The sequence below is a fragment of the Auritidibacter sp. NML120636 genome, from assembly GCF_003185945.1.
Classification (GTDB): Bacteria; Actinomycetota; Actinomycetes; order Actinomycetales; family Micrococcaceae; genus Auritidibacter; species Auritidibacter ignavus.
In genome coordinates, this window is record NZ_QHLO01000003.1 from 133,208 (window position 1) to 158,439 (window position 25,232).

At 60.1% G+C, this 25,232-nt stretch carries 26 protein-coding genes; 10 read left to right on the forward strand and 16 right to left on the reverse strand.

What is annotated here, in order from left to right; translation table 11 throughout:
* Positions 1–20: 20 nt before the first annotated feature.
* From DCC25_RS03915 to DCC25_RS03925, 3 genes are all read left to right on the forward strand, one after another.
* Positions 21–2,222, forward strand: coding sequence for a S9 family peptidase (locus DCC25_RS03915; protein ID WP_110100670.1), 2,202 nt, complete (start codon positions 21–23; stop codon positions 2,220–2,222).
* 168 nt (positions 2,223–2,390) lie between these two features.
* Complete coding sequence (locus tag DCC25_RS03920; RefSeq protein WP_110100671.1) at positions 2,391–3,350, forward strand: diaminopimelate dehydrogenase; 960 nt, start codon at positions 2,391–2,393, stop codon at positions 3,348–3,350.
* 155 nt (positions 3,351–3,505) lie between these two features.
* Positions 3,506–4,864: an MFS transporter gene (locus DCC25_RS03925; protein ID WP_110100672.1), complete on the forward strand. Its 1,359-nt coding sequence runs from the start codon at positions 3,506–3,508 to the stop codon at positions 4,862–4,864.
* Here DCC25_RS03925 and DCC25_RS03930 read toward each other — a convergent pair.
* Positions 4,861–5,562, reverse strand: coding sequence for a tyrosine-protein phosphatase (locus DCC25_RS03930; protein ID WP_110100673.1), 702 nt, complete (start codon positions 5,560–5,562; stop codon positions 4,861–4,863). The two genes, DCC25_RS03925 and DCC25_RS03930, sit on opposite strands and share 4 nt — an antisense overlap.
* 99 nt (positions 5,563–5,661) lie before the next feature.
* Between DCC25_RS03930 and DCC25_RS03935 the strand changes: the two genes are divergently transcribed.
* The 3 genes from DCC25_RS03935 to DCC25_RS03945 all read left to right on the forward strand — a co-directional run bounded on the left by DCC25_RS03935 (position 5,662) and on the right by DCC25_RS03945 (position 8,876).
* Positions 5,662–6,669 carry a 1,4-dihydroxy-2-naphthoyl-CoA synthase gene (locus tag DCC25_RS03935; RefSeq protein WP_110100674.1) on the forward strand — a complete coding sequence of 336 codons (1,008 nt, stop codon included), beginning with the start codon at positions 5,662–5,664 and terminating at the stop codon, positions 6,667–6,669.
* Positions 6,670–6,698: 29 nt separating this feature from the next.
* On the forward strand, positions 6,699–7,919 hold the full coding sequence (locus tag DCC25_RS03940; RefSeq protein ID WP_233487898.1) for an AMP-binding protein: 1,221 nt from the start codon (positions 6,699–6,701) through the stop codon (positions 7,917–7,919).
* An 87-nt stretch (positions 7,920–8,006) separates the two neighbouring features.
* Complete coding sequence (locus DCC25_RS03945) at positions 8,007–8,876, forward strand: 1,4-dihydroxy-2-naphthoate polyprenyltransferase (protein ID WP_110097988.1); 870 nt, start codon at positions 8,007–8,009, stop codon at positions 8,874–8,876.
* 12 nt (positions 8,877–8,888) lie between these two features.
* On the opposite strand, the gene DCC25_RS03950 is transcribed toward DCC25_RS03945, so the two are convergent.
* Entirely contained in the window at positions 8,889–9,260 is a 372-nt protein-coding gene (locus DCC25_RS03950) for a DUF4229 domain-containing protein (RefSeq protein ID WP_110100675.1), read from the reverse strand.
* Between the two features lie 80 nt (positions 9,261–9,340).
* On the opposite strand from DCC25_RS03950, the gene DCC25_RS03955 reads away from it, so the two are divergent.
* Complete coding sequence (locus DCC25_RS03955) at positions 9,341–9,811, forward strand: PLD nuclease N-terminal domain-containing protein (RefSeq protein WP_110100676.1); 471 nt, start codon at positions 9,341–9,343, stop codon at positions 9,809–9,811.
* A 19-nt stretch (positions 9,812–9,830) separates the two neighbouring features.
* Here DCC25_RS03955 and DCC25_RS03960 read toward each other — a convergent pair whose 3' ends face one another.
* From DCC25_RS03960 to DCC25_RS03985, 7 genes are all read right to left on the reverse strand, one after another.
* The gene (locus tag DCC25_RS03960; protein WP_233487899.1) at positions 9,831–10,988 is read right to left on the reverse strand and encodes an alanine/glycine:cation symporter family protein; all 1,158 of its coding nucleotides are present in this window, start codon (positions 10,986–10,988) and stop codon (positions 9,831–9,833) included.
* Entirely contained in the window at positions 10,906–11,307 is a 402-nt protein-coding gene (locus DCC25_RS11510) for an alanine:cation symporter family protein (protein ID WP_233242919.1), read from the reverse strand. The genes DCC25_RS03960 and DCC25_RS11510 overlap by 83 nt, the downstream gene beginning before the upstream one ends.
* Before the next feature lie 144 nt (positions 11,308–11,451).
* A complete protein-coding gene (gene ccsB / locus DCC25_RS03965; RefSeq protein ID WP_110097991.1) occupies positions 11,452–12,624 on the reverse strand; it encodes a c-type cytochrome biogenesis protein CcsB in 1,173 nt (390 codons plus the stop codon).
* Positions 12,625–12,707: 83 nt separating this feature from the next.
* The gene (locus DCC25_RS03970; protein WP_110097992.1) at positions 12,708–14,387 is read right to left on the reverse strand and encodes a cytochrome c biogenesis protein ResB; all 1,680 of its coding nucleotides are present in this window, start codon (positions 14,385–14,387) and stop codon (positions 12,708–12,710) included.
* The gene (locus DCC25_RS03975) at positions 14,387–15,193 is read right to left on the reverse strand and encodes a cytochrome c biogenesis CcdA family protein (RefSeq protein WP_110097993.1); all 807 of its coding nucleotides are present in this window, start codon (positions 15,191–15,193) and stop codon (positions 14,387–14,389) included. The genes DCC25_RS03970 and DCC25_RS03975 overlap by 1 nt, the downstream gene beginning before the upstream one ends.
* A gap of 17 nt (positions 15,194–15,210) precedes the next feature.
* Positions 15,211–15,825 (reverse strand): TlpA disulfide reductase family protein, encoded by a 615-nt coding sequence (locus tag DCC25_RS03980; RefSeq protein ID WP_110097994.1) that lies wholly within the window; start codon positions 15,823–15,825, stop codon positions 15,211–15,213.
* A 135-nt stretch (positions 15,826–15,960) separates the two neighbouring features.
* Entirely contained in the window at positions 15,961–16,626 is a 666-nt protein-coding gene (locus DCC25_RS03985; RefSeq protein WP_110100677.1) for a histidine phosphatase family protein, read from the reverse strand.
* 108 nt (positions 16,627–16,734) lie between these two features.
* Between DCC25_RS03985 and DCC25_RS03990 the strand changes: the two genes are divergently transcribed.
* Positions 16,735–17,688, forward strand: coding sequence for a hypothetical protein (locus tag DCC25_RS03990; RefSeq protein WP_110100678.1), 954 nt, complete (start codon positions 16,735–16,737; stop codon positions 17,686–17,688).
* Between the two features lie 23 nt (positions 17,689–17,711).
* Here DCC25_RS03990 and DCC25_RS03995 read toward each other — a convergent pair whose 3' ends face one another.
* From DCC25_RS03995 to DCC25_RS04010, 4 genes are all read right to left on the reverse strand, one after another.
* Positions 17,712–18,020, reverse strand: coding sequence for a glutaredoxin family protein (locus tag DCC25_RS03995; protein ID WP_110097997.1), 309 nt, complete (start codon positions 18,018–18,020; stop codon positions 17,712–17,714).
* Between the two features lie 140 nt (positions 18,021–18,160).
* Positions 18,161–18,256, reverse strand: coding sequence for a 30S ribosomal protein bS22 (locus DCC25_RS04000; RefSeq protein ID WP_110097998.1), 96 nt, complete (start codon positions 18,254–18,256; stop codon positions 18,161–18,163).
* Between the two features lie 190 nt (positions 18,257–18,446).
* Complete coding sequence (locus DCC25_RS04005; RefSeq protein ID WP_110098187.1) at positions 18,447–18,662, reverse strand: helix-turn-helix domain-containing protein; 216 nt, start codon at positions 18,660–18,662, stop codon at positions 18,447–18,449.
* 226 nt (positions 18,663–18,888) lie between these two features.
* Positions 18,889–20,142, reverse strand: coding sequence for an acetoin utilization protein AcuC (locus DCC25_RS04010; protein ID WP_110097999.1), 1,254 nt, complete (start codon positions 20,140–20,142; stop codon positions 18,889–18,891).
* Between the two features lie 102 nt (positions 20,143–20,244).
* On the opposite strand from DCC25_RS04010, the gene DCC25_RS04015 reads away from it, so the two are divergent.
* A complete protein-coding gene (locus tag DCC25_RS04015) occupies positions 20,245–21,669 on the forward strand; it encodes a TrkH family potassium uptake protein (RefSeq protein WP_110098000.1) in 1,425 nt (474 codons plus the stop codon).
* Positions 21,669–22,343: a TrkA family potassium uptake protein gene (locus DCC25_RS04020; protein WP_110098001.1), complete on the forward strand. Its 675-nt coding sequence runs from the start codon at positions 21,669–21,671 to the stop codon at positions 22,341–22,343. The genes DCC25_RS04015 and DCC25_RS04020 overlap by 1 nt, the downstream gene beginning before the upstream one ends.
* 41 nt (positions 22,344–22,384) lie before the next feature.
* On the opposite strand, the gene proC is transcribed toward DCC25_RS04020, so the two are convergent.
* The 3 genes from proC to DCC25_RS04035 are packed head-to-tail and all read right to left on the reverse strand — an operon-like array spanning position 22,385 to position 25,197.
* On the reverse strand, positions 22,385–23,233 hold the full coding sequence (gene proC, locus DCC25_RS04025) for a pyrroline-5-carboxylate reductase (protein ID WP_208392142.1): 849 nt from the start codon (positions 23,231–23,233) through the stop codon (positions 22,385–22,387).
* Positions 23,226–24,158 (reverse strand): sugar phosphate isomerase/epimerase family protein, encoded by a 933-nt coding sequence (locus DCC25_RS04030; RefSeq protein ID WP_369859708.1) that lies wholly within the window; start codon positions 24,156–24,158, stop codon positions 23,226–23,228. Before DCC25_RS04030 ends, proC begins: the two co-directional genes overlap by 8 nt.
* 1 nt (position 24,159) lies before the next feature.
* Positions 24,160–25,197, reverse strand: coding sequence for a Ppx/GppA family phosphatase (locus tag DCC25_RS04035; protein WP_110098002.1), 1,038 nt, complete (start codon positions 25,195–25,197; stop codon positions 24,160–24,162).
* Between the last annotated feature and the right edge of the window lie 35 nt (positions 25,198–25,232).

Sequence of the window (25,232 nt, forward strand, 5' to 3'; positions counted from 1 at the left end):
CGGTTGCGTAGCATGGGGCTATGAGCTTTAATCCACCCCTCGCAGCCAAACGTCCCCACACGGTCACTCACCACGGCCGGACCCTCACGGACCACTACGAGTGGTTACGTGATGCCGATAATCCCGAGGTGTTGCACCATTTGCGGGAGGAGAACTCCTACACCGAACAGCTCACTGCCGATCAACAACCGTTGCGGGAGCAGATTTTCGCCGAGATCAAATCCCACACCATCGAAACAGATCTTTCGGTGCCAATACGCCGGGATGACTGGTGGTATTTTGTCCGCACGCGCGAAGGTAGTCAGTACCCCATTCACTGCCGGGTAGCAGCCGAGAACACCGGTGATCTGGTAGCCGATTGGACCCCGCCGGTGGTGGAACGTGACCAGCCCCTGTCCGGTGAACAGGTAATTCTTGACGTCAATGAAGCCGCCGAGGGCCATCCCTTCTTTTCGCTGGGTGGGATGAGCGTCTCCCCCGACGGCAACACGCTGGCCTATCTGGTCGACACCACCGGCAATGAGCTCTACCGGTTGCTGGTCCGTAATCTGACCACCGGTGAGGATCACCAGGAGGATCTCACCGGTGTCTTCGCCGGCCTGAGCTTCGACCGCACCGGCCAGCAGGTCTTCTACTGTTTGCCCGATGATTCCTGGCGCCCCAACCGGGTCATGGTCCACCGGCTGGGCGCCTCGAGCAGTGCGGACCAGCTGATCTATCAGGAACCCGACCAGATGTACTGGACCGGGTTCAGCCTCTCAGCCGACCGCACCGAGCTGATCATCTCCTCTGGGACCTCAGAGATCTCCGAGACCCGAGTGCTTGCACTGTCGGAGACCGACCCGAGTATTCCCGCCCCGCAGCTGGCCGTCAGTCGCCAGCTGAACAGTTTGCACACGCTCACCCCGGTCGTCATCGACGATCAGCGCTTCTACCTCATTGTTCATGACCGGAACCCACTGGATGGCACACCGCTTCCGAACAACACGGTCTCGATGGTGTCCGCGCAGACCGTCACCGAGCCCGAGACCTGGCGAACCGTGATGCCGCACTCGACCGCGACCAAGATTGATGAGGTTGACGTCAACCGTACTCACGCGATCGTCTCCGCCCGGGTGGAGACCACCCCGCGCACCATGGTGATCCCGCTGGAGGGGTTAGGCACCGAAAATCAACAGCCGGCCGTGGAACCGCAGTTTCCCGAAGAGCTTTTTAGCTGTGAGTTGGTCTCGGCTCCCTACCAATCACCGCTGGTCCGGCTGAGCTACAGTTCCTGGGTCACCCCGGTTCACGTCCTGGACTATGACCCCACCACCCGCGAGTTGTCAGTGCGACGCCGCCAAGAGGTCCCCGACTACGACCCGAGCGCCTATCTGGTGGAACGCTGGTGGGCGCCCACGTCCCGCCCCGAAGAGTCCGTGGCCATTCCACTTTCGATCATCCGTCACCGTGATGTGGCCTGGGACGGTAGCAATCCCGCTCTGCTGTATGGTTACGGCTCCTACGAGATCTCCATGGATCCATTCTTTGCCCCGTCCCGACTGTCGTTGCTGGACCGTGGCGTGGTCTTCGTGGTCATCCACGTCCGCGGCGGCGGGGAACTGGGACGTCCCTGGTACGAGCACGGCAAGAAGCTACATAAGAAAAATAGTTTCACCGATTTCGTCGATGCCACCCGATTTGTCGCCTCCTCCGGGTGGGTCGACCCCGACCGGATTGCAGCCATGGGTGGCTCAGCCGGTGGACTGCTGATGGGTGCGGTCGCCAATCTCGCTCCCGAGCTCTACCGGGCCATCTTGGCCGATGTGCCCTTCGTGGACGTGCTCACCTCGATGCTGGACCCGGATTTGCCGTTGACCACCTTGGAATGGGATGAGTGGGGAAATCCCCTACAGGATGCCGAGGCCTATGACTATATGGCCTCTTATACGCCCTATACCAATGTTCGGCCCGTGGACTATCCGGCCATCGCTGCGGTGACCTCACTGCACGATACCCGGGTGCTGTATGTGGAACCGGCCAAGTGGGTCCAGCAACTGCGCCAAACCGTCACCAGCCGCCACGACGCCCCTGTGGAGGCCGGCGGATCGCCGGTGTTACTCAAGATTGAAATGGATGGCGGACACGGCGGAGCCTCCGGACGCTATCGCATGTGGGAAGACCAGGCCTGGGAGTACGCGTTTCTGCTCACCGCCTTGAACGCCACCGAACGGCGGAGGTAAGAAAAATCGCCAGGTACGCACTATCAGCACATCTACAGCAAAGACATAGTATCCACTCCTATTAGACACGAGCAATTGCTGTTAGGCTTGGGGTGTATTCTAGCCGGCCCGGCATCAGCAGGGTGTCAGGCCAGAGAACCGTGAAAAGCACCAGATCAAGGAGTACTCATGACCATCACCGCTGCCATTGTTGGATACGGCAACCTGGGCCGTTCCGCTGAAAAACTCATCAAGGCTACCGAGGACTTCGAGCTCTTCGGCATCTTCTCTCGTCGGGACAATCTTGACACGCAGACTCCTGTCTACCCCGTCGCCGATGCCGCCCAGTATGCCGACCGGGTTGATGTGCTCCTGCTCTGCCTGGGTTCAGCCACCGATATCCCGGAACAAGCTACTGGATTCGCCGAGCACTTCACCACCGTGGACACCTACGACAACCACTCGAAGGTCCCCGAGCACTATCAGAAGATGAACGCAGCCGCTGAAAGCTCCGGCCACCTGTCGATCATCTCCACTGGGTGGGACCCGGGCCTCTTCTCGATGAACCGCGTGCTCGGCCAGGCACTATTCCCTCAGCCGGTGCAGAATACGTTCTGGGGTAAGGGACTGTCGCAGGGTCATTCTGATGCGGTGCGCCGGGTGGAAGGGGTCAAGCGCGGGGTGCAATACACCGTGCCCCGCGAAGATGCCATCGCCGAGGCTCGCGCCGGTGAAGGCGAGGACATTGTCTCCACCGAGGCTCACGCTCGGATGTGCTACATCGTCGCCGATGAGACCGATCACGACCGGATTCGCGAAGAGGTTGTGAACATGCCGGCTTACTTCGCCCCATACCAGACCACCGTGAACTTCATCTCTGAGGAAGAATTCGAACGTGACCACCTCGGCATGCCACACGGCGGTCATGTGATCACCACCGGCGATCTGGGCGGTTCCCAGCAAAGCGTGGAGTTCACGCTCGAGCTCGAGTCCAACCCGGATTTCACTGCCGCTGCCATGGTGGCCTTCGCTCGTGCCGCATCACGGCTGGCCGAAGCCGGTGAAACTGGCGCACGTTCGGTGCTGGAGATTCCCCTGTACCTGCTGTCTACCCAGGACCACGACACGTTGCTGGCCCGCGAGGTCTAAACGCTCGCCTCAGGTAGTAGCCACCGTGTGACCAACGGGCGTAGCATCGGTCCCTGCTCCACCGACGGGACGGGTGTTACGTCCGCAGTCGTCAGCTGACGACTCATTCAGAGCCTGGGCATGCAATCGGCGACGCACTGTCCTAGCATCATGGCATGGCTCACTCATCATCACACACTCTCACCGGTAGCGATGTCGTCCAGAATCTGCCCTGGCAATGGAACGTTCAGGGACGAATCTTCCTGATCGGCGGTCTAGGATTCATGTTTGACGCCTGGGACGTCTCACTCAACGGTGTGTTAATCCCGCTGCTCTCCGAGGAATGGAATCTCGAGCCAGGTCAAGCTGCCTGGATCGGCACCGCTAACCTGTTGGGCATGGCCGTCGGTGCCTTTGTCTGGTCCACCATCGCTGACCGCATCGGGCGCAAAGCCGCCTTTACCGCCACCATTGCAACTTTCGCACTGTTCACCATTGCCGGAGTGTTTGCTACCGATGTCGTCACCTTCGCGATTCTGCGATTCATTGCCGGGTTCGGGCTCGGGGGCGCGATTCCGGTCGACTACGCCCTGGTCGGAGAATTCACGCCACGTCGACAACGTGGCCGAGTACTGGCGGCCATGGACGCGTGGTGGCCGATCGGTGCCGCGCTGGCTGGGTTCGTCTCCGCCTGGCTCGTGGGGATTTTTGCTGACTGGCGACCGACCATGCTGGTCATGGTACTGCCAGCCATACTGCTGATCTTCGTGCGGCTCTGGGTCCCGGAATCACCGATGTATCTGATTCGCACTAACCAACACGACAAGGCTCGCCACGTCATTGACCGGCTGGTCGAGGCCACCGGGGCCGAACCGAAACCCTATCAGCTGGAAACCATGACGGATGTTCCCACGATGTCCTCGGGGGCGATTTTCGACCAGCTACGTCGTGTTTGGGCGTACTCGTGGAAAATCACTCTGTCGGTCTGGTTGCTGTTCTTGACCATCATGTTCGTCTACTACGTTTCCTTGCAGTGGTTGCCGACCTTCCTCATCGAGGCCGGGTACGTCGAGTCCCAGGCCTTTATCACCACCGGTGGTATGGCCGCTTTCGGTCTGGTGGGCGCACTGATTGCCACATACTCCATCGAAAGAACCGGTCGTCGACCGCTGCTGGCCATCTCGGCGATCATCGGCTCGCTACTCTTGGTGCTACTGGCGATGGTCTTGGACATCCCCTCCGCGGTACTACCGGTGATCTTGACCTACGGAATGGTCATTCAGGTCGCGATCCCAGTCATGTATGCCTATGCCTCCGAGATCTACCCCACCGAGCTACGGGCCTCTGGTTTCGGTTGGGCTTCAACCATCTCCCGTATTTCCGCCGGTGTTGGACCGCTCATTTTTATCACCGCACTGGTCCCGGTCCTGGGTCTGCCGGGAAGCTTCCTGGTGGGAGCCGGCACCGTGGTGGTGGCCGTGATCGTCATGTTCGTCCTGGCACCGGAAACCACCGGACGCAAGCTGGAGAACTAGGTGCGGTTCTGCTCGGCGAGGTCCAAGAACTCCGCAACCCGGCGCGGTGTCCATTGTCGCACAAACTTTTCCAGAGCCCTGGCACGAAAAGCTAGGTCGCGCTCAAACTCCTCACCGGTGAGCCCACGCTCGACCGGATGCGGAACCGCCGAGTGCAAGTGGTGGTCGTTGATGCCACGTAAGGCGGCCTCGTGCACGGCGAGAAGCTCGTGCAGGGTCGTACCACCGCCGGGAACGCGGCCGGATTGCAGGGCGAGGGTAACCACCAACCCGGTCCGGTCGCGACCCGCCGAGCAGTGCACCACCACCGATTCCCCACGCTCCAGCGGAGCCAGCACCGCCTCCACCGCGGTGGCAACCATATCCGGGAAGGTCTCGATGATGTCCTGGTAGCTACTCGGGTCCCGCGGGTAGGGGTCATACCGGGCCCAAAACTCCTCGCGCTGCAGCTCGTGGACAGGCGTGTTGACCCGAGTGAGCGCTGCGGGACGCTGCCCAGCTACCGGATCGGTGGACCGTCTGCGCATCTCGGGAGTATTACGCAGATCAACCACCGTCCCCACGCCGGCATCGACCATCTGGTCCCAGCCACGAGAAGTCAGCGCTTCAGCCCGTCCCATCCGGAAGAACCCTGGACGAATCTGCCAGGCATTGACCGCTCCATCCCAATCCAGTCGTTGCAACGAGTATGTAGTCATGATGTGCTCTCTGTTGAGGTCTCGACACCGTGAGGTAGTTACTGGCTGTTGCTGTGCTCACCAGTCTAACCAGCGACCATCATGACTAGACTGGGTTCCATGACCGAGACTTCGCCCACGCACTCTGCACAGCCTTACCCTGCCCGGCCCCAACCGGCCGATACCTCCGTTCCTGAGAAGGTCTCAGATATTTTCGACCCGAGCCAGTGGCGGGTGGTGCCAGGATGTGATTTCACCGACCTGACCTACCACCGCCAGGTGCTCCGCGATGACAACGGGGACTGGGTGGGCGATCTGCCGACCGTGCGCATCGCCTTCAACCGTCCCGAGGTACGCAATGCTTTCCGTCCCGGCACCGTCGACGAGCTCTACCGGGCCCTGGACCACGCCCGGATGTCCTCAGACGTGGGGTGCATCCTGCTGACCGGTAACGGCCCCTCGCCCAAGGATGGTGGCCACAGTTTCTGTTCCGGTGGCGACCAGCGGATCCGTGGCCGGGATGGCTACCACTATGCCCGCGGGGATACCGCTGAAACGATCGACCCCGCCCGTGCCGGACGCCTGCACATCCTGGAAGTCCAACGCCTGATCCGCACCACCCCCAAACCGGTCATCGCCCTGGTCAATGGCTGGGCAGCCGGTGGTGGCCATTCATTGCACGTTGTCGCTGATCTGACATTGGCCTCGGCCGAGCACGGAAAGTTCAAGCAGACCGATGCGACCGTGGGCTCTTTTGACGCCGGCTACGGCTCAGCCCTGCTCGCCCGGATGGTGGGCCAGAAGAAGGCCCGAGAAATTTTCTTTACCGCGCGTGAGTATTCTGCCCAAGATATGGTTGACGCCGGTGCGGTCAATGAAGCGGTCCCGCACGAGAAACTCGAAGACGTGGCACTCCAGTATGCCGCCGATATCAATGCTCAGTCTCCGCAAGCCATTCGCATGCTGAAATTCGCCTTCAACCTGGCCGACGATGGGATGGCGGGCCAGCAGGTCTTCGCCGGCGAGGCAACCCGCCTAGCCTATATGACCGATGAAGCGGTCGAAGGCAAGAACGCCTTTCTGCAAAAACGGGACCCGGACTGGTCGGCGTTCCCTCGCTATTTCTAATCCCGTCCCCGCGATAGGGTCGTCACGGCATGGACTTACCAACACCGCACCAGCTCGACCAGATGCTCGTTGCGCTGCAACGCGCGATGGACCACACCGGTGATCCGGTGGAGTTCACCGGCTCCGGCGAGGTGATCTTCCGCCCCGAGGCCAGAGACCCCGCTCGGGGCGGGGGCCCCGACATCGCCGCGGTGGTTCGCACCTCCGGGTCCACCGGCAAGCCCAAACAAACCCTGTTGTCTACCTCCGCGTTGCAAGCCTCGGCAACCGCCACCGCGGAAGCGCTGGCCGGTCAGGGACGCTGGCTGCTGGCGGTCGGGGCCCAGTTCGTGGCCGGTCTCGCGGTGCTGTCTCGATCGATCATGGCCGGAACCACGCCACTGGTGCTGCCCTCCGGACCCTTTACGGCCGAAAAGTTCGTTGCTACCACCGCAGGCCTCAACGAGCGCACCCCGGTGGACCAACCCCGGTACGTCTCGCTGGTCCCCACGCAACTGACCCGGCTTCTGGAGGCCGGGGAGGCGATCCCCGAGGTGATCGATGGCCTGCGGTCCTACAGCGCCGTGTTGGTCGGTGGCGCTCGCGCGCCGCAGGCCAGCGTCGAGGCAGCCCGCCAGCACGGCATCAAGCTGATGCTAACCTATGGTTCCTCGGAAACGTGTGGTGGGTGCGTCTACAACGGCCGTCCGCTACCGGGCGTGGACCTGGGGGTGGCCCGGCACACCATCGCCGGCGGGGCCGCGGTGGACCGGGTCACCCTCACCGGCGCCATGGTCGCTACCGGCTACCTCGACCAGCCCAAGCTCACCGCCGAGCACTTTCGGACCGGCCCGGATGGCACCCGCACCTACCTCACCGATGACTACGGGGAAATCCTCACCGCCTCAACCTCGCAGACTCCGCAACTGCGTGTGCTGGGACGGGTGGATGATGTGTTGATCTCGGGAGCGGTCAAGGTCTCCGCCGCCGAAATCCAGCGGGTGCTGGAGTCACATCCAACAATTCGCGAGGCTTTTGTGACCGGGGTGGCCGATGACCACTGGGGACAACGTATTGTCGCCGGTATCGTGCCGGCTGAGGATGCGGCCATCGAGTCGGGGAGCCAACGAGACACAGCCCTTCGTCGTTGGGTACGTGCGCAGCTAGGTGAGGCGGCCGCGCCCAAGTCCTTCACCGTTCTGGAGCGGATCCCCTTGCTCGCCAACGGCAAGCCCGACCGGCGTTATCTTCAACAGTTGCTCTCCGAGTGAGTACTACAGTGAAGGGGTGCCATCATCGGCACCGGAAGGCACTGCATCCCGTGATGCCTCGAGTCAGACCAAGGAGTAACACACCAGGTGGCAACATTTTCTCAGTGGGTCTCAGCTGCACGATTGCGCACCCTTCCCATGGCCATCGCTCCGGTCGTGGTTGGCTCGGCCGCAGCTGCAGAGCTGGACTCCTTCAACCCACTACGCGCTGTCCTTGCTCTCATCGTGGCGCTGGCCATGCAGATCGGGGTCAACTATTCCAATGACTACTCCGACGGCATCCGTGGCACCGATGACAACCGAGTCGGTCCCTTCCGGCTGACCGGTTCACGATCCACCGAACCGCGTCGAGTCAAGCTGGCGGCTTTCGGATGTTTCGGCGTGGCTGGACTCGCCGGTCTGATCCTGATTGGCCTGTCAGGAACCTGGTGGCTGATCGTCATCGGCATGCTGGCCGTGTTGGCCGCCTGGTATTACACCGGGGGCAAACACCCCTACGGGTACGTGGGATTAGGCGAAGTCTTCGTCTTCATTTTCTTCGGGCTCGTCGCGGTATTGGGTACCACCTACACTCAGGCGCTCGCCCTCTCCGGGCTGGCGTGGATGGGAGCGATCGGGTGTGGCCTGATCTCCACCGCACTGCTGATGGCCAATAACGTCCGCGATATTCCCACCGACCGCGAGACCGGAAAAATGACGCTGGCCGTGCGACTAGGTGACACCGCTGCACGCTGGAGCTATCCGGTGATGCTATTCATCGCCGTGGTACTCCCGCTACTCTTCGTCCCGATCCACCCGTGGTTGCTGTTGTTACTGATCGTGTTGGGCATCTGCATCCGCCCCTCCATCATCATGATTGAGTCCACGGACCGCCGAGACCTGATTCCCGTCTTGAAACTCACCGGTATCCTGGGCTTAATGTATGCGATGTTGTTCACCGCAGGCGTTCTGCTCTAGAGCGCTGGTGCCCTACCGCTTCTCGGAGCGTTGCGCGTCGAGTTCGGCTGCGGCCCGTTGCGCTTCGGCTTCGGCTTCGCCACGTTGCTGCTGGGCGTCGTGGAACCGGCCGGCGGTAAAGCTGTCCTCGGCTTCGGCGTCCTTGAGTTCTTGGACCCCATTTTCTTTGCGGTTCGGCGAGAAAATATCTGCCAGGTTCTGTCCGGCTGCATTGCGTAGCCGGTCCAACAGGAGGTATCCCACCGCGAAACTGACGATGAGACCGATCACCGTGGCAAAGGTCCACGAGGCAGCCAACGGCCACGACGAGGTGACATAGGCGGTGATTGCAAAGGCCAATCCGAACAGCAACAGGCGCAAGCCACCATAGACCAGAAACTTCATAGTGTCCCAGTCTAAACCCGGGATCGTTCTTCCGGAGAAACGAGCACGCGCGATGACCCGTTCCTTCGTAGACTGGTACCATGCGTTTTCTGATTCCACTAGCGATCGTCGCCCTCGGCGTGATGATCTACGCTTTCGTCGAGTGCATGCAAACTCCCCGAGAGCGCATCCGCACCCTGGCAAAACCGGCTTGGCTAGTGATTATCGCTCTCGTTCCTGCCGTGGGAGCCTTGCTGTGGCTGTTCTTTGGCCACCGTCGTGCACTGCCACAGCCCGGCAGTTTGGGGTCGAGTCCACAACGTGGCAAACAACAGCCGGCCCGGCCGAAGTCCCCAGACGATGATGACGAATTCTTGCGTCGTCTCGATATTCAGCGTCGCCAGAAAGCTCGTGAAGAACAGCTCGACGCTCGAGAAGCCAAGTTAGACGCCTACGAGCGGAAGCTCAGAGAACGGCACGATTCTGCTCACACCAATGACAGTTCCGAGACTCCAGACGATCCCGACGACGAGGATTTCCCTGGCGACTCGACCGGATCGCAACGGTCCTAGCCACAAGCCAGAAGCACCGCTACGTGTGGGGTTGCCGGTGTCCTGAGATGTCTTCCGTTGTCCAACATTCGATGTTTTCCAGGTCAGGCATATCGGAGGCGAGAAAGATCGGTTCTTTACCGTCACGTCGTTGTGCTGTGTAGTGTTTGAGTAGGCGGATCGCGGTACCAGACATCTCAGTGATCACCACAAAATTGAACAGCGCGATGACGACCATGGTGACTCCAGCAATCGCCCAGGCGATATCCACCGAAATCGTCGATCCCACGAAGACCACGCCGGTCAGCACCACCGCGTAGATTTTGCGCAGTTTCTCTGAATCCGACAGGAACAAGATGTTCGCCTCGCCATAGGAGTAGTTGCCCAGGATTGAGGTGAACGACAGCAGCAGAATGATCACGGCCAGGGCAACAGCACCAAACGCGCCGAACGTTGAGGTCAACGCCATCTGAGTCAGTTCGACCCCCGGATTGGCGTCTGCGGTCGCAACTGGATCGGGGTACGTAAACAGGATAATGAAAGACGTAACTGAGCAAATGACAAGGGTGTCCAGGTAAACCCCCAGGGACTGCACCAGACCCTGTTTCGCGGGGTGAGAGACATCGGCCGTGGCGGCCACGTTCGGCACCGACCCCATGCCTGCCTCGTTGGAGAGCATGCCACGTTGGATACCGGCCATCAGCACCGTGCCAAATGCGCCACCGGCGGCCGCCTCAAAATTGAATGCCTCACCAAAGATCAGGCCCATGACGGTGGGAAGCTGGTCAATATGGATGATCATCACCGCAAGCCCGAGCAGAATGTATAGCATCGCCATCACGGGCACCACGTTTTGAGCCACCCTTGCCACGCGGCGCAAACCGGCGATGACAATCAGGCCGGTGAGAATCACCAGCACCACGGCCAGACCCCAGATGAGTGCGGTGGTATCCTCCACGCCGAGTTCGGTCGCGGCACCGGTCACAGAGTCCACGATGGTATTGGCCTGTAGCGAGGTGAAGCTCAAGGCGAAGCAGAAGATAAAGATCACGGCAAAGACAATGCCACCGGCGCGAGAACCGAGACCTCGTTCGATGTAATAGGCCGGTCCGCCCTTAAAAGTGTCGAAACGACGGGTCTTGTACAGCTGGGCTAGTGTGGACTCCACAAAAGACGCGGCCGAGTTGAGGATCGCCATGACCCCACATCCAAAAAACGGCGCCCGGGCCTCCCATAGCAATGGCACCGGCCACTCCGGCGATATTTCCGGTGCCAACTCGGGCCGAGGCGGTCACTGCGAAGGCTTGGAAGGCCGACAGAGACCGGGTGCGTCCCGTATCGTCGCGCGTGGCACGGTCGGTGATCGCCCGGAACATATCGGGCAAATGTCGAATCTGGACCATTCCGGTACGCACGGTGAGATAAAAGCCGAGCAGGATGATCACAGGCATGCCCAGAAGTTGCCAGGCCATGTCCTCTACCTGACCGAGCATCTCGGAGATGGTCTCTGCATTCATAGAAGGTGAGGTTACCGGATCTTAGGCCACGTCCCGAGTGCCCCTCCCAGAATCCCGGAGATCCGGAAAAACATCGCTGTTCGGCATGTCATGATACGTCATATGCAGGCTTTCGTGACCGACCATGTCCGGGCTTTTTGAGGCTTAGACTCCAGCGTAAGAGTGTAGCGAGGGGAAGTAGAGGTTGACGATGGTGTAGTTGAAGACCAGGCAGGTGAAGCCGATGATGTTCAACCAGGCCGCACGGGTCCCGGTCCAGCCGCGGGTGGCGCGCGCGTGCAGGTAGCCTGCATAGACCACCCAAATCACGAAAGTCCACACTTCTTTGGCGTCCCAGCCCCAGTAGCGCCCCCAAGCCTGCTCGGCCCAGATCGCACCGGCGATCAGCGTGAAAGTCCACATCACGAAGGCCACAGCGTTCAAGCGGTACGTCCAATTCTCCAAGGCGAAGGAGGAGGGGACCAGGCGCAAGAAAGACCAGGGTTGCTGTCCGGCTTTGGCTTTGACCTCGGCGCGCTGTTTGATCAGCTGCAACACCGACATGGCGAACGTCAGGGAGAAGATTCCGGTGGCCATCACCGCCACCGAGACGTGAATAACCAGCCACCAGGACTGTAACGCCGGTTGCTCGTTGGCGACCGGCGTGGCGAAACCAATCGTGGCTGCCGTGAGCATCAGCACGATGACGGCGGTGACGAAGGTCCCCACAAAGCGGAGGTCTTTGCGGATCAGGAACCCGAGGTAGACCAGCGAGATAACCAACGCTCCGGTGGTCATGAATTCGTACAGGTTCGACCAGGGCACACGGTTGGCTGCCACGCCACGAGAGATCACAGCGGCTGTGTGGATCACCGCAGCAAAAACCGTGATCGCAACGGCCACATTGGCCCAGGGCCGGCGCGTGTGGCCGGAATAGTCCATATCGTCGGAGACCAGTCGAGCACCCACCCGGTGGTCACCGAACATATCAGCTGTGTGTCCTGACGTCTGACGCTGGTCGAGACGGTCGGCCGGACCCGAAACATCGGTGTCTTCCCGCCCGGTGTCGTCCCACGCGGCGGTGGAGCTACCACCACCGGCACCGACCAGCGCCGGTGCGCTCACCTCCGCGTTGGCGGTTTTCTGGGCCTTGCGCTCCCCAACTTCTTCCAGTTCACGCACGTGATCATCATAGAGTTCGTTCTCGACGCGGCGAATGGTCTTCGAGGCAGTGGCCATGTCCCACATGAATAAGAAAAAGGCGACAAGGTAGACCAGGGCAGCGATGAGCATAAAGAGATCGCTGTACTCGCCGAGGGTCTCATTGACTGGTTTCATCGAGGGTCTCCGTTAGTCGATGGTCGAACTCGCGGTGGGGAGTTGTCACCGGTATTCTACGTTTCTTCCCACACCACGCGCAGTTATGACGAAGGGCCAGATCGCTTTGCCCCACGAGCCGATTCCTCAGGTACCGGTCCAGATTCCTCAGGTGGAATCACCGGCCAGATCTCTTCCATGGCCAGCCGAATCTTGATGTTTTCTTCGCGCAATCCGAAGGACTCTCCGCGCGCTAACAAACCATACTCGATCGCAGTGGACCCCGTGATGGGATCCTCGGTGGCGCGCACCCAAACACGACGGCGACGGACAAACAGTGACACCGCCAGTGCGCCCAACGCGAGCACCGCAGAAATACCCACACCCCATTTGGCCGGATCGTAGTGAATATCGAGCCCAACGTAGCGATCTAAGGATTCAAAGGTGATCGACCCTTTGCCGTCGGGCAGTTCGTACGTTTCTCCCAGTCCTAAGGTGATCCCACCGTTGTCGTTGGTGCGTGAGTTCAGCTCCGTCATGTTCTCGGTGTTGAGCACATAGACGTTCTGCGGTTCGCCACTATCCAGGCCGAGGTCGCCGTAGTAGGAGTTCAGGATCAATTCGGGATTGCCCGCATCGGGATCGACCGAGACGGCGACTCCATCCTCGCCGGTGTAGGAGGTCGGCAAAAACAATCCCACAAAGCCCAGCTGGTCCGGCTGAGCATCGGGGGCTTTAATGACCGCCAAGGAGGTGTTGGTGCCCGGCTCTTGGATTTGGGCGATCACCGGCCCGTCAAAGGCGACATTCCCTTCGCCGTCTCGGACCACAATAGTGGGCGCATAGCCGTTACCGACCAAGAACATCCGCACCCCGTCGACGGTCAGTGGGTCGTTGACTTTCAGGGTATCGTGATACGGCTCGGCCTCGGGCGAACTCTGGACTGTCATCGTCGCAGTGTAGGTCAGCGGTTGCCCGTAGTGGGAGGTGGAAGTGCGGTCGTACTCGATCTCGAAGTCGTCAAGCTCGACGTAGAAGGGCGAGAGCATCTCTTCGTCGAAAGCGGTGCCCGGGGTGAAGGAGTCGTAGGCGACCAGGTTATTGGTGAACCCTTCCCCCTCAACGAGAACTTTTTGGCCGTTATAGCTGAACATGCCACCCACAGCGATGAAAATCAGCACGCCGAGGAGTCCGAAGTGGAAGATCAGGTTTCCGATTTCTCGCAGGTAGCCACGTTCGGCTCCCACCGAGGCGGCCCGGGTTTTGGTGTGTCCCTTACCGGCGGATTCGTCACGAACATCGACCCGGTACCCGCGCTTTGACAGGATCGCGGTGGCCTGGTCGATCGCCTCGGTAGGGTTTGGCCCCTGCTCGCGCAACAAGAGGCGACCGTACTCCGGAAGGCGGGATAGCCGGCGCGGCGTCCGCGGAGGTTGAGAGCGCAGTTGTTTCCAGTGTTGCTTGGCCCGGGGAATCAGACAGCCCACCAATGAGATGAACAGCAACAGGTAGATCGCGGAGAACCACACCGAGGAGTAGACATCAAAGAACTGCAGGGAATCCAGCACCGGGCCAATTCCGGGGTTGTCTTCGATCCATTGCTCAACAACTTCGGGGCCGGCCGGTCGCTGGGGGAAGATCGATCCCGGCACGGCAGCCACTGCCAACAGCAACAGCAACAGTAGCGCGGTGCGCATGGAGGTCAGCTGGGTCCAGATGAAGCGGAGGGTTCCGGTGACACCCAGTTTCGGAAGCTGTGGTTTTTTCGTCTGTTCTGATGTCATTAGATCGGTAATCTCACTTCGTTACTGAACCACACCTGCAACTCGTTGACCCAAGCGCTCCACAAACCGGAGACCATCAGCAGGCCCAACACAATCAGCAAGCCCCCACCGAAACGCATCACGGCGACCCGGTGGGTGCGGAAGAATTTCAGTGCCCCCAGAGATTTCTTGAATCCCAAGGCAATCAGCAGGAACGGGATACCCAGTCCCAAACAATAGGCGAAGGCCAGAATACCGCCACGCCAGGGGTTGGGGGATCCAGCGGTGGATAGCAGGAGTACAGCCGACATGGTGGGACCGATGCAGGGAGCCCACCCGAGCCCGAAGATCATCCCCAATACCGGGGCACCTGCCAGCCCGGCGGAGGGCTGGTAGGTGATCTTGCGGTCGCGCTGGAACCAGGAGAATCCGCCCATGAACACAATCCCCATCAAGATCACCACCACCCCGAGGATTTGGGTCAGCCATTGTCCCTCGCCTTGTACCCAGACAAAGACCTGTGAGAACACCAGCCCCAATAGCACGAAGACCAGGGTGAATCCGGCGACAAACAGGGCAATGCCGGCGGCCATGCGGCCACGTTTCTCATCGGCGAGATCGGCCCCTGACAGACCGGTGACGTAGCCGAGGTAGCCGGGAACCAGTGGTAGCACACAGGGAGAAAGGAACGAGACCAGACCGGCCAATAAAGCCACCGGAATTGCTAATAGCAGCGAGCCGTCCAGCGCAATTTCGGCGAAGGAGTTGGCCTGAGACAGCGGTGCCAGACCGGTCAAGTGGGTGGCAAGGGGCAGATGCGGGGTCATCAAGGTACAGTTTAGGTTTACTCGGTTACGACGGTATCGATCAAGGAACGCAACGTGGCGCGCTCAGCAATACCAAGGATGCGGGCGGCCACGCGGGTTTGGGAGTCCAAGACCAGTGTGGTCGGTACTGCTTGGGGCGGCACGAAGTCAGACAGCGACAGCAACACCTCCCCGGACCGTTCTTCCAGGGACGGGTAAGTAATCTCGAAATTGCGCTCGAAAGCTTCGGCGGTGCCGGCAGTGTCGCGGACGTTGACCCCGTAGAAGGCGACCCGGTCACCAAATTCATCATGGAGCGCCACCAGGTCGGGGGCCTCAACCCGACATGGGGCACAGGCGGCGTACCAAAAATTAAGCATCACCGGCGATCCGGCGAAATCCGCGGTGCTCACCGGCGTGCCATCGAAGGTAGTGGAGGTGAACTCGATCGGTTCGCCACGGTCTTCCGGGCTGATCTCCAGCACTGAACCGTCACCGGCAATGTAGTTTTTGCCGTCGGCGTTCCCGGCCTGTTCTGCTAGCGGATCGGTGGAAGAACAAGCGGCCAGCACCGGGGCAACCAGCACAGCGGTGAGGCCACCCAGGACCGCACGGCGACTGGTAGCAGAAGTGTGCAAGCGAGGATCTCTCATCGTTGGGTTTCTCCTACGCGAACGAAGGACTCGAGGTGTGTTGCGACGCTGACAAACGGGTCCGTCTATTCTAACGGGGCCCGGCGGTCTGATTCGCATTCACGGTCTCAGGTACCGATATCGTGATGCTCACGATCAAGCCCCCGGCAGTGCCGCGGCTGAGCCGGTCAGCTCGGCGTTCGGCTCCCGGTACTCGATCCGTGGCAAGTGGTAGCCGGGGTCAAAATGGAAGGTTGTCACCGAGGCCAGGGAACATTCTCGCTCTCGGGGGTCGTGCCAGAGTCTGGCGCGCTCAGCACTAAGCCGGGTGACCCAAATGGGCAACTGGTGGGACACCACCACAGCTTCGCCCCCACCGTGCCGAGCCAGCAATTCATCGCGCAGGTCAAACATGGCCGAGCTGACCCGTTGTACCTGGGCCCGATAGGGCTCGCCCCAGGACGGGCGGAAGGGGTTCAGCACCAGGGGCCAATTCCAGGGTTTTTTCAGCTGGCTTGACATATCGGAGCGACCCTCAAATTTATTGCCGGCTTCAATCACACGACGCTCGATGCGCACCGGCAAACCCAGAGCCTCGGCCAAGGGCTGGATGGTTTCTTGGGCCCGCAATAGTGGGGATGAGACCAGAATCTTGGGGGCTTCGCCGCGTTCGGTGGCACGGTCGACAAACCAGTCAGCGATCGCATCTGCCATCTGGTATCCCAGCGACGAGAGATGGAATCCAGGTAATCTGCCGTACAGCACCTGACCGGGGTTGTGCACTTCCCCGTGACGGACCATGTGGATCGTGGCAACACTCATGCTGTCTAGTCTCTCAGATCTTGCTGAAAGATCGCCGTGATGACGTCCGGATCGTTAGGATAACAACCAGAGTATGCACGGTATCAGTCAACAGATAAGGACAATCTTGTGAGTGAGAACCACCGTCGGGACCCGGATGAGCAGAATCAGCAATCCTCCGGTTCAGAGCCCACCCACGGCTCCCAGTATCCCCAGGACGAGCAGCATCAGGATCGAAAAACCTCCGGTGCGGCTGAAGAAGATCAATCCGACCAGCCCCGGTACGGTGTCCGACTCACCGGTGAAGAGTTCCAGCGATGGCAACAGGAACGTAGCGCACAGGCAGGATCTTCCGACCAGACATCGAACGCCCAGCATCACGCTGGGTACACCAAACCCCGCTACGGCACTTTCACTCCACACCAGCCACAGCCTGAACAGCAGGACAACCAGCAGGCCTACGGTTCCGAGTACGGCACTCCCCCGACCGAGTCACAGCTGCCCGCACAACAGTATCCCTTTCCGGCCGGTTTCAATCAGCCACCGACCGCTCAGCAGAGCACGCAACAAGCCACCATGCCCGCACCGCAGCACGTGGTGTGGTCGTATTGGATGATCCTCATCGCAGGCCTGCTGTATGTGCTCACCTCCATTATTCAAGCGCTGTTACCGAACTTTGGTTTGAGCTCGCAAGAGATCGCTCAACTAGACAGTATGATGGCCGCCATGGATACCACCGGAGAAATGGGAAGTTTCTCTGAGATGATTGCCGGGCCGATGGGCATGGCGACCCGGACCACGATGGTCGTCATAGCGCTGGTGACCGGTCTGCTGTACTGGCTCGTGGCCCGGGGCGTGCGGCGCGGGTCGAATATCGCCCGCATCATCGGATGTGTTTTCGCCGGGTTGTCGTTAATCAACCTGTTTTCGCTGTTTACCGTCGTCAGCGTGGTACTGGGTGTGGTGGCGATGATTTTGACCTTCACGCCCACTTCGCAGGAGTATTTCCGGTTTAAGGCCTGGGAGAAGGTCCAGCGGTTACAGGCCATGCAGTTGCCACCACAGCCTCCGCAGGACCACTAGTCACGTCGTCAAGCGGGTGCACGCTATTCGGCCTCTATCGATGGTCTGTCCGATGACGGTCTCCTGGCGCTCAAGAGTGCTCGGAGCCTGACAGTGTCGATGCGCCAAAAGTCGCGCTGTAACCCGTCAACGAACAGCACCGGGATTTCTTCGACGAAGCGCTCAGCCAGATCCGGGCGGAGACTAGCATCAATCACGCCACAGTCCACGTGGAATTCCTCTGCGATTTGTTCGGCAGTGGCAATTGCCTCCTCGCAGAGGTGGCATCCGCTTTTCACCAGCACCTGCAATACCGGTGGCGGTGTGTCTGGTGCGCAGTCGTCAGTGGACATCGGTATCGCCTAACCTTCCATAGCGCTTTGGGGCGGAGGAGGAATGTTCAGCTCAAACACCAAGAGCCACCCGAACAATCAGGTGGCTCTGTGCGTCTGAATCAGCGCACCACGGCAACTAGACCCTACGCGCCGGGATGCTATTTGTTGCGGCGCTGGTGGCGGGTGCGACGCAACATCTTGCGGTGCTTTTTCTTGGACATGCGCTTACGGCGCTTCTTGATGACTGAGCCCATGGGCTTCCTTCCTGTCGTCTCGTCTTTCCCGCAACGCGCCACAGTGGAGAACTCTCAACACCACAACACGTACAGATTCCCAGCTATTTTACCGAAGACTAACGTTTCGGCGATCTAGGTGTTAACGAATGACAACACTAGCAGAGGATTCTCGGCGGGCTCGCGACAGCAGACTAGGCCTCCGTGCCCGCTAGGCCTCCGTGCCCGTTGCTTGATCGGCTGAACCAGTCGACAAGATTTGTTCGACAGCGTTTTCGGGAACACGATAAGAACGTCCGAACCGGACGGCGGGGAGTTCACCGGCATGAATCATCCGGTAGACCGTCATGCGGGAGACTCGCATCATCTCAGCAACCTCAGTGACGGTCATGAATTTCGCATCGGCGAAGTTTTCACCCTGTGCCACGTTGTGCACCCCTCCACGGTGTTCAACATTGATTAATAAATAAACGGTGTTGTGACGAACAGCGCGATGGCGTTGCCATCAACGTTTCCGTGCCGTGATACCCGAGGGGAAGTTCGGGGTGATCGCGTGATCATCCCTGATTTGGGTCACCTTGGAAATTGTAGTGCATCCACTCCGGTTACAGAAGTTCAGTTCGGTTCCGAAGTGAATTGTGATGACTTTGTGATCAGTCAAACCAGGGATCGAGTCCGTGCAGTGGAAAGATCTCCTTGCGGGTGGCCATCACTGACTGGTCGTTATGGTCAGCCGGATCATAACCAACTTCCCACGACCTCCACCACACATCGACATTATCTGTCATCAGCTCCGGTATTTTTTCCAACTCCAACCCGGAGACTTCGGCAACTTTTTCCCGCCACTGGCGCGGAATGCCAGTGCGCAACGGGATCGGGTTCCCGGCGACGATCGCAATCAAATGTGCCCAAATACGTGGCACCACCTGATAAGGGGTATACCCTCCGCCCCCGAGGGCCAGCCACCGGTTATCGGCGAAATCTTCGGCCCACATCGCAGCATCCAACATCATCTGACGTTGGCCGTCGACGGATAGGTTCAAGTCGGCCAGCGGGTCCAGCCGGTGACCGTCGCAACCGTGCTGGGTGATCAATACCTCCGGAGAGAAGGCCTTCAGCACTTGCGGAACCACCGCGTGAACCGCCCGCAGAAACGCGGCATCGCCGGCTCCAGCTGAAATCGGAACGTTCACCGCTGACCCCTGGGCGTCATCGCCGCCGAAATCCCGGGCAAAACCGGTGCCGGGGAACAGCATCAGTCCGGATTCGTGGATGGAGATCGTCAGCACCCGCGGATCGTCCCAGAACAGCGCTTCCACGCCGTCACCGTGGTGGGCGTCCAGATCAACATAAGCGACTCGCTCGACCCCGGAATCCAGCAGGTGTGCAATGGCCAGCCCGGCGTCGTTGTAGATACAAAACCCGGAGGCCTGAGCCCGGTGGGCGTGGTGGAGTCCGCCGGCGAAATTGACCGCGCGAGAGACCTCCCCGGAGGCGATGGCTTGGGCTGCTCGCAAGGAACCGCCGGCGATACGCGCCGAGGAGGTGTGCATATCAGCGAAAATCGGACAGTCTTCAGTTCCCAGACCGGCCCGGTCGAAGCGTTCCTTGTCCTGGTGGCGGGAAGGATCGGTCTCGAGCTGGGCCACGTCATCGTAGTCCGAGGCGTGTTTAACCGCGGCAATGTAGTCCGCTGTATGGACGCGGGCCAGCTCGGCATCTGTGGCCACCGGCGGGTACATGATACTCAGCTGGTCGTTGTCCAGCACGCCAAGTTGTTCGGCCAGGTGGTAGGTCAGCTCCAGGCGAATGGGGGCCATCGGGTGGGTATCACTGAAACGGTACTTCAGTAACTCTTCATCCCACATCACAGCGGTGGGCACCGGGGTCTTGTCTGTGTCAGTCATCACTCTTAGGGTAAGTGCTCCGAGGCCCGGGCGGTAGTTTGTGATGACATACAACGGAAAAGACTAGGCATTTCACCGTTTCCGGAGCATGATGGTGTCGCTATGATTCATCAACGCTCCGGTAGGTTCCCCACCCAGCAGGACCGGGAGTATCCCGCACGAACCATCCCCGGATACTCCACCATGCGTGGCATGGTCTCCTCCTTACTTGTGCTGTCTCCAGCACGGGTAGCCATCGGGCTGTTCATGCTGGTCATTCTGGTTTTCACCGCACTGCTGTCGTTGCCGGTCGCGGCAGCCAACCATCGTCCGACCGCGCTCAACGATGCCGGGTTCACTGCGGTCTCGGCGATCACAGTCACGGGGCTGTCCTCGGTCAATACCGCAGAACACTGGTCATTGACCGGACAAATTATCATTCTGATCGCCATCCAAGTCGGTGGCATTGGGGTGATGACCATGGTCGGGATGCTCGCGATGGCCGTGTCAGAACGGATCGGACTCAGCTCGCGATTGCTGAGTATGCAAGCAACCGGCTCATCCAGCATCGGTACGACCCGCAGACTGATTCTTACCGTCCTGGTCACCACATTCGCCATTGAGACTGTTCTCGCCGCGGTGCTGATTCCCCGATTTATTGACTACACCGACGATGGGCTTACCGGCATCTGGTACGGCATCTTCTACGCGATCTCTGCTTTCTGCAACGCCGGATTTTCGCTTCACCCGATGGGATTAACGGCCTACGCACATGACCCGTGGATCATTCTCACCGTCTGTCTCGGCGTGATCATCGGGTCACTGGGAGCCCCCACCCTGCTGGTCCTGCAACAGGTGATGAGACGTCGCGCGCGACTGAACCTGCACGCCAAGCTCACCTTGTGGGCCACCGGAATTCTCTTGATAGTGGGTTTTATCGGGTTCGGTCTGTTGGAATGGAATAATCCGGATACCCTGGGTGAGTTCAACACGATGGAAAAATTCCAAACCTTGGTGGTTTCGACGGTGATGCCTCGCTCGGGAGGTTATGCCGTCTATCCGGTCGAAGAGCTCACGCCGGCCTCCATGTTTTTGATGTATGCCCTGATCTTTATCGGAGGCGGATCCGGATCCATGGCCGGAGGTATCAAAGTCACCACCTTGGCGGTGCTGTGTTTAGCCATTGTCGCCGAGGCCCGCGGACGTCAACATGTGACGGTCTTCCATCGCACCATTCCTGCTGATACCATCCGAGTGGCGATTGCACTGCTGGTCGGTTCCGGAGTCGCGGTGCTGACAGCGATGATTGTGCTGTCGGTATTGACTGGCGCCAGTGTGGAGCAGGTGGGTTTTGAAGTTCTCTCGGCTTTCGGAACCTGCGGGCTGTCCACCGGTCTGTCGGAGCAGGCCCCGGCCTGGGGGCAACTGGTGCTGTGTGTGATGATGTTCCTCGGCCGGGTCGGTACCATTACTTTCGCCGCCGGGCTGGCAACGCGCCATGCCCCCACGCTGTATAACTATCCCGAAGAAAGGCCCGTGATCGGCTGATGTCTCCTAAACGCACCATTGATTCCCACGCCCCCGTGCTGGTGATCGGTTTGGGCCGTTTCGGCGCCGCCCTGGCGCTGGAATTGACCGCGCGGGGCCAAGAAGTCATGGCCGTTGACCGTGATCCGGTTTTGGTGCAGAAATACTCGCCCGCGTTGACTCACGTGGTCCAGGCTGATACGACCGATCCGGAAGCGTTGGAACAGCTCGGTGCCGCCGAGTTCGACATTGCTGTGTGCGGTATCGGCACGTCGATCGAGGCCTCGGTGCTGACCACGGTGAATTTGGTGGAGCTAGGCATCGATAAAGTCTTAGCCAAAGCGGTCACACCCTCGCACCGGACCATTTTGGAACGGATCGGGGCCTCCCGCGTCATTTTGCCGGAACAAGATGCCGGCGAGCGCACCGCACACCTTTTGACCGGGACGATGATGGAGTTCATCGAGTTCCGTGGTGGCTGGGCTATTGCGCAAATGCAGGCCCCCGAACGAATCACACACAAACCACTGGTTGATGTGAAGACCCGCTCGCGGTACGGGGTGACCATTGTGGCCTATCGTCGCAACTCCGGTACCTACACCACAGCCCTGCCGGAGACGGTGCTACGCACCCGGGATGAGCTCATTGTGGCCGGTCCGATCGAAGACCTTGAGAATTTCGCCGACCGATCTTAGGCGGCCGGGACCGGGACGAGCGGTTCTGTCGTGAGTTAACCTTAGGAGTTGGCGATCTGCTCGCTGCGGGCAATATTGGCGTGCACAGCCGTCACCAGCAACTCCTGAAGCCCAGAGTCATCCATGGCATTCACCGCAGCTTCGGTGGTACCTCCCGGGGTGCAAATCTGGTCGGTGAGCGCCTTGGGGTCGGCTCCGTCTTCACCCAGCATCGCCCCCGCACCGGATACGGTCAAACGCGCCAGCTCCACCGCGGTCTCAGGGTCCAGGCCGAGCTGGGCACCAGCCTGGGCCAGCACATCGGTGATATGGAAAATGTACCCCGGCCCGGATCCGGCAATGGCAGCAACCAGGTTGATCTGGTCTTCGGGCACATGGAAGACACGCCCCGAACCGGAGAAAATCGCCTCCGCTTGGGCCAGCCCTCGGTCAGTGACCGCCTGATTACCGGCCATACCCACCACGCCTTTGCCCAGGGTCAGCGGTAGGTTCGGCATGCACCGCACCACCGGCTGGTCGGCTCCGACGGCCTCGGTGATCGCCTGCAGGGTGATGCCTGCAGCCACCGAGACCACGACAGCCCGGTCCGGCAGAGCTGGTGCCAGGTCGCTGAGGGTGGGCACAATATCGGCCGGCTTGGTCCCGACCAGTACCACGTCTGCCTCAGCCACGGCTTGGCGGTTAGCTTCGGGGTTGCTGTCCAGGGAGACGACAGTGATGCCCAGTTTCTCGCTTTTGGCGGTAGCGCTGGCGATAGAGTGCGTGGTGGCCTGGATGGCCGCCGGCGCAGCGCCGGTGGCCACATAGCCGGCCACAATGGCGGTGTTCATATGACCCAGTCCAATCACGGCTAGTTTCACATCGGCGGGCTGGTGTGCTGCGTTAGTCATCGTCACCTCGGGGCATTTTTCTTTGGTGGTTGGAAATAATCTGCATTGGTTGGGTCTGAGCCTGTTCATGAAGTGAGGCGATGTGCTGGCCGTTGCACTGCCCTGTGGCCTGAGCTTGGCACTGGGCAGTTTGCCCGACGGCCAGGTGGAAGCGAGTGAATCTCAGGGCCTCGGCAAGCATTTCTTCACGTTCCCCGGCATAGGAGACTTTACGGGTGGAAACCTCGACGCAGGCGGCTCCGTCCCATCCGGTGGCTCCCAGATACTGCAGGCATTCGGCCACCGGTTGTTCACCCTGGCCCGGAATCAAGTGGGAGTCTCCGGCACTGGTGGTCCCATCGGTGACGTGGACATGTTTCAGCCGCGACCCGAGCAATTTGAAGACCGCCAGCGAGTCGGCGTCAGAGATTCCAGCGTGGGAGAAGTCCCACGTGATGTGGTCATAATCTTCCGGGGTGGGGTCCCAGTGCGGCAGGTACATTTTGATTTCTTGCCCGGAGACCTTCCAAGGGTACATATTCTCCACCGCAATCATCACCCCGGTGGCATCCATGATGTCGCGGATTCCGTCTTTGAAGCCTTTGGCGTAGCGCCCCTGCCAGCGGAAGGGCGGATGAGCAACCACGATATCAGCGCCCAGTTCGCGGGCCATGTCGGCCGAGCGGGCAATTTTGTTCCACGCCGAGCCCCAGACTTGTTGGGTGAACAGCAAGGTCGGGGCGTGAATCGAATGAATGGGCATGGAGTATTTTTCCGACAGTTGGTCTAGTTTCCTCGGGTCTTGCGTCCACGAGTTTTGGGTGACCATGATTTCTACGCCGTCATAGCCCAAATCTTCGGCCATTCCGAAGACGTGTTGTGGCGGGAGGGCAAACACTGAGGAAGACGATAGCGTGACGGGTATGGGCGCCACGTCGGCCGGAATCTCAGGCACTGACAACCCCCAGCGAGAACCCGGGAGTTTCGGCACCAGAGGAAAGATTCAGCGAGCCCACCCACGGGTCCAGATCACGACCGACGACGCCTTCCATCAACAACGCATCGAGCCGTCCCATCATTAACCCTTCGCGCAACGCCCAGGGGCAAATCACCAAGCGTTTGACGCCGAAGTATTTCATCGCCGCATGGGCCACCATGCCTCCGGCCAAAACCTGCGGGGCCCGGATTTCGGACACGCCGGGCAACTGGGCTCGTTGGTCGACCGTCATCTTCGACATTTTGCCGATCCAATACTTCAGGTCTTTGCGCTTCAGCGTCCGGGTGACAAAGGGACCTTCCGAGCTGGGTGCGGCCCCGGCGACACGAGCCAAGGAACGGAACGTCTTGGAGGTGCCGGTCACCACAGTGTGCTCGGGCATCTGAATCGAATCCCCCAAATGTCCCAGTGTGTCGTCTAAAACCGCCTCAATGTGGCCGGAGAGCTTTCTGAGTTGCTTGCCTTTCGGCGGGTCCGAGGACAGAAATTCACGGGTTAACCGGGCTGCACCCAACGGGACCGAGACTGCACGGGAGGGCAACTCATCGGTGCCATAGGCAATTTCGAAGGAACCGCCACCGATGTCAAAGTTCAGTAGGTGTTCCACGTGCCAACCTTGCCAGCGCCGGACGGCGAAATATGTCATCGCTGCTTCTTGGTCGCCACTGAGTTCGGCCAGATGCACTCCGGTTTCGTCGGTGACTTTGGCCAGGACCTCTGGGCCGTTGGCCGATTCACGGATCGCCGAGGTACAAAAGGCGATCATGTCTTCTGCACCGTTGCGCTGAGCAAAGCTCACCGCCTCCCGAATGAATAACAGAAGCTTGTCGACACCTTCGGTAGTGATCGCACCCTGGTCATCGAGATGCCGGATCAACGACAGTTGTTGCTTGTGATCAGCGTAGGCGTTGGGGCGAGCTCCGGGGTGAGCGTCGACTAAAAGCAGATGAACTGTATTGGATCCAATATCCAGTACTCCAAGGCGCATGCTTCTAGCCTACTCTCTCTGCGGCGGCCGCCGGT

Excerpts from the sequence above, each read along its gene's own strand:
- proC (WP_208392142.1), bottom strand. The coding sequence starts at position 23,233 with ATGACTAACGCAGCACACCAGCCCGCCGATGTGAAACTAGCCGTGATT.
- DCC25_RS03930 (WP_110100673.1), bottom strand. The coding sequence starts at position 5,562 with ATGACTACATACTCGTTGCAACGACTGGATTGGGATGGAGCGGTCAAT.
- DCC25_RS03935 (WP_110100674.1), top strand. The coding sequence starts at position 5,662 with ATGACCGAGACTTCGCCCACGCACTCTGCACAGCCTTACCCTGCCCGG.
- DCC25_RS03950 (WP_110100675.1), bottom strand. The coding sequence starts at position 9,260 with ATGAAGTTTCTGGTCTATGGTGGCTTGCGCCTGTTGCTGTTCGGATTG.
- DCC25_RS03940 (WP_233487898.1), top strand. The coding sequence starts at position 6,699 with ATGGACTTACCAACACCGCACCAGCTCGACCAGATGCTCGTTGCGCTG.
- DCC25_RS03985 (WP_110100677.1), bottom strand. The coding sequence starts at position 16,626 with ATGAGTGTTGCCACGATCCACATGGTCCGTCACGGGGAAGTGCACAAC.
- DCC25_RS03955 (WP_110100676.1), top strand. The coding sequence starts at position 9,341 with ATGCGTTTTCTGATTCCACTAGCGATCGTCGCCCTCGGCGTGATGATC.
- DCC25_RS03920 (WP_110100671.1), top strand. The coding sequence starts at position 2,391 with ATGACCATCACCGCTGCCATTGTTGGATACGGCAACCTGGGCCGTTCC.
- DCC25_RS03925 (WP_110100672.1), top strand. The coding sequence starts at position 3,506 with ATGGCTCACTCATCATCACACACTCTCACCGGTAGCGATGTCGTCCAG.
- DCC25_RS04035 (WP_110098002.1), bottom strand. The coding sequence starts at position 25,197 with ATGCGCCTTGGAGTACTGGATATTGGATCCAATACAGTTCATCTGCTT.
- DCC25_RS03995 (WP_110097997.1), bottom strand. The coding sequence starts at position 18,020 with ATGTCCACTGACGACTGCGCACCAGACACACCGCCACCGGTATTGCAG.
- DCC25_RS03980 (WP_110097994.1), bottom strand. The coding sequence starts at position 15,825 with ATGAGAGATCCTCGCTTGCACACTTCTGCTACCAGTCGCCGTGCGGTC.
- DCC25_RS04010 (WP_110097999.1), bottom strand. The coding sequence starts at position 20,142 with ATGACTGACACAGACAAGACCCCGGTGCCCACCGCTGTGATGTGGGAT.
- DCC25_RS03960 (WP_233487899.1), bottom strand. The coding sequence starts at position 10,988 with ATGGCGATCCTCAACTCGGCCGCGTCTTTTGTGGAGTCCACACTAGCC.
- ccsB (WP_110097991.1), bottom strand. The coding sequence starts at position 12,624 with ATGAAACCAGTCAATGAGACCCTCGGCGAGTACAGCGATCTCTTTATG.
- DCC25_RS04000 (WP_110097998.1), bottom strand. The coding sequence starts at position 18,256 with ATGGGCTCAGTCATCAAGAAGCGCCGTAAGCGCATGTCCAAGAAAAAG.
- DCC25_RS03975 (WP_110097993.1), bottom strand. The coding sequence starts at position 15,193 with ATGACCCCGCATCTGCCCCTTGCCACCCACTTGACCGGTCTGGCACCG.
- DCC25_RS03915 (WP_110100670.1), top strand. The coding sequence starts at position 21 with ATGAGCTTTAATCCACCCCTCGCAGCCAAACGTCCCCACACGGTCACT.
- DCC25_RS03970 (WP_110097992.1), bottom strand. The coding sequence starts at position 14,387 with ATGACATCAGAACAGACGAAAAAACCACAGCTTCCGAAACTGGGTGTC.
- DCC25_RS04015 (WP_110098000.1), top strand. The coding sequence starts at position 20,245 with ATGATTCATCAACGCTCCGGTAGGTTCCCCACCCAGCAGGACCGGGAG.
- DCC25_RS04020 (WP_110098001.1), top strand. The coding sequence starts at position 21,669 with ATGTCTCCTAAACGCACCATTGATTCCCACGCCCCCGTGCTGGTGATC.
- DCC25_RS11510 (WP_233242919.1), bottom strand. The coding sequence starts at position 11,307 with ATGAATGCAGAGACCATCTCCGAGATGCTCGGTCAGGTAGAGGACATG.